We start from the raw sequence: 2665 nt of genomic DNA, 5'->3' as shown, positions 1-2665 counted from the left end.
CCTCGGGCACCACGCGCGGGTCGGTCGTGTAGACGCCGTCCACGTCGGTGTAGATCAGACATTCGGCAGCCTTCATCGCCGCAGCAATCGCCACGGCCGACGTGTCGGAACCCCCGCGGCCCAGCGTCGTGATGTGGCCTTCCGGGTCGATGCCCTGGAAGCCGGTGATGACAACCACCTTCCCAGCGGCCAGGTCAGCACGCACGCGGACATCGTCGATGCTCTCGATGCGGGCCTTGGTGAAGGACGAGTCGGTGGCCACCGGCACCTGCCAGCCGGCATAGCTGACCGCTTCCAGCCCTTCGGCCTGCAGCGCAATGGCCAGCAGGCCGACGGAGACCTGCTCGCCGGTGGCGGCGATGGCGTCCATCTCGCGCATCACGGCCGGCGTCATGCTGGCCGGTGACAGTTCCTTGGCCAGACCGAGCAGACGGTTGGTTTCACCGCTCATCGCCGAGGGCACGACCACCAGCTGGTGGCCGGCGCGCACCCATTTGGCGACGCGTTTGGCCACGTTGCGGATGCGATCGGTGGACCCCATCGAGGTGCCGCCGTACTTGTGGACGATCAGAGCCATGTGTTTGAGCGAAGGCTGGAAGAGTGAGCTGCCGGGACGGATGCTCGCAAACCCCCGATTTTAAGCGGCAGTCCCGCCGTCGCCTTCGCTCTGCGGCAAGGCTGCGTCCTCCAGCCAGCGCAAGGACAGCTTCGGCTCATCTTGATCGGCGAAGGCACGGGCGTCCATGCCAAGCCCGGCGACGGCAATGAGGCGCTGCTGCGTGTCAAAAAGCAGTGGCCCGCCGCGCCGCCACGGCGGCAGGCCGGCTTCCTGGCAGGCCTTCTTGAGAGCACGCTGCACGGAGGCCGGAGCCCGTTGGAATTGCTCACCGCCGGTGCGAGCGCGCTGAGTCAGTTGGGCGAGTCGCGCCACCGCGATGCCGGGCGAGGCCGGCTCGACGAGCCATGCGCCCTGCCAGGCCGGCTGAGGATGCAGGCCGGGGCGACTCAGGTTCAGCATCGACGCAGGCGGCGGGGCGGCCGATTCGGCGGCCCAGTAAAGGCCGTCGCGATAGGCGTGCACGGCACCACCGGGCGCGGGCCAGGACAGCGTGGCGCCCGAATGCCATTCAGACCGCAGGCGCTCGACCAGGCTGGCCGGCACGCTCGCGTACCGCGACAGCCAGGCGCGTAGCGCGTTGCTTGCGCGGGCGGGCGACAGGCGGAACACGGCGGCCAGATCCAGCCGCTCGGCGGTCGCGAGCTCCGCAAGGTCGGATGCCGCGACTTCCGCAGCCAGTTCCTCAGCCTGCTGCGCCCAGCGCGCCGACTGGGCCAGGCCCGCCTCGGCCGCCGCAAAGGCCGGCCACAGCGTCTGGCGCAGTCGGTTGCGGGCATGGCGCGCATCGGCATTGCTCGGATCTTCTATCCAGCTGAGCCCATGCTGCTCGGCGTAAGCGCGGATGAGGTCGCGCGGCTGATCAAGCCAGGGCCGTGCCCAGCAGACGCCGTCGCGCCATTGCGCCCTGGGCATGCCAGCAAGGCCCGCCRTGCCGGCGCCGCGCAAAGCCTGCAGCACGAAGGTCTCGGCCTGGTCCTGTCGGTGATGGGCCAGCAGCAGCAGGTCGGCCCCCGCCGCAACAGCCATGTMGTGCAGGGCGCGATGCCGGCCCGCATGAGCCCAGGCCTCCACGCTGTCGCCGCGCGCCGGCGATCCGCTCAGCCGCGTGCAGACATAGGCCGCTCCGAACTCATGCGCCACGCGCTCGCAATGCGCGACCCAGTCGTCGGCCTGCGGCTGCAGGCCGTGGTGGACATGAAGGGCAACGACCCWGCTGCCTTGCGCCGCGCGAGCGGTCGCATGCAACAGGGCCGTGGAATCCAGGCCGCCGCTGAAGGCGACGGCGACCGCATCACCTGTTCTTGGTGTCGCCGAATCGGCCATAGGCCTGCAGGCGCTCGTAGCGGCGGTCCACCAGTTCACGAGTCTTGAGGTCGCTGACCTGGCGCAGTGCGTCGCTCAGCGCGCGCTTCAGGTTGGACGCCATCTGCTTGGCGTCGCGGTGCGCGCCACCCACCGGCTCGCTGACGATCTTGTCGATCAGGCCGAGCGCTTTCAGGCGGTGAGCCGTGATGCCCAGGGCCTCGGCCGCCTCGGAGGCGCGTTCGCTGCTCTTCCACAGGATGGACGCGCAGCCCTCCGGCGAGATGACGGAATAGGCCGCGAACTGCAGCATCAGCACCTGGTCGGCCACGCCGATGGCCAGCGCACCACCCGAGCCGCCCTCGCCGATGACGGTGGCGATGATGGGCACTTCGAGCTGCGCCATCTCGAGGATGTTGCGGCCGATGGCCTCGCTCTGGCTGCGCTCCTCGGCACCGATGCCAGGATAGGCGCCCATGGTGTCGATGAAGGTGAAGACCGGCAGGCCGAACTTCTCGGCCAGCTTCAGCAGGCGCASCGCCTTGCGGTAGCCCTCGGGGCGSGSCATGCCGAAGTTGCGCAGCGTGCGCTCCTTGGCGTCGCTGCCGCGCTGGTGGCCGATGACCATGCAGGCCTGGCCGTTGAAGCGCGCGATGCCGCCCACGATGGCCGCGTCGTCGGCGAAGTGACGGTCACCGTGCAGTTCCTGGAACTCGGTGAAAACTTCCGAGCAGTAGTCCAGCG

General features: G+C 69.5%; 3 protein-coding genes. All 3 read right to left on the bottom strand.

Annotation, left to right across the window (positions count from 1 at the left end; genetic code table 11):
- Nucleotides 1–577 (bottom strand): amino acid kinase family protein (locus AC1DU6_RS26545; protein WP_477860779.1); only part of this gene is annotated, 577 nt, incomplete at its 3' end.
- A gap of 60 nt (nt 578–637) precedes the next feature.
- On the bottom strand, nt 638–1942 hold the full coding sequence (tilS, locus tag AC1DU6_RS26540; protein ID WP_477860777.1) for a tRNA lysidine(34) synthetase TilS: 1305 nt from the start codon (nt 1940–1942) through the stop codon (nt 638–640).
- The coding region (locus AC1DU6_RS26535) for an acetyl-CoA carboxylase carboxyltransferase subunit alpha (RefSeq protein ID WP_477860775.1) at nt 1911–2665 on the bottom strand (755 nt) is incomplete at its 5' end. The genes AC1DU6_RS26535 and tilS, both read right to left, overlap by 32 nt.

This window comes from Roseateles sp. P5_B10 (genome assembly GCF_056400485.1).
Note: the sequence above shows the minus strand (reverse complement) of the source record. Positions and strands in the feature narration are given on the sequence as shown.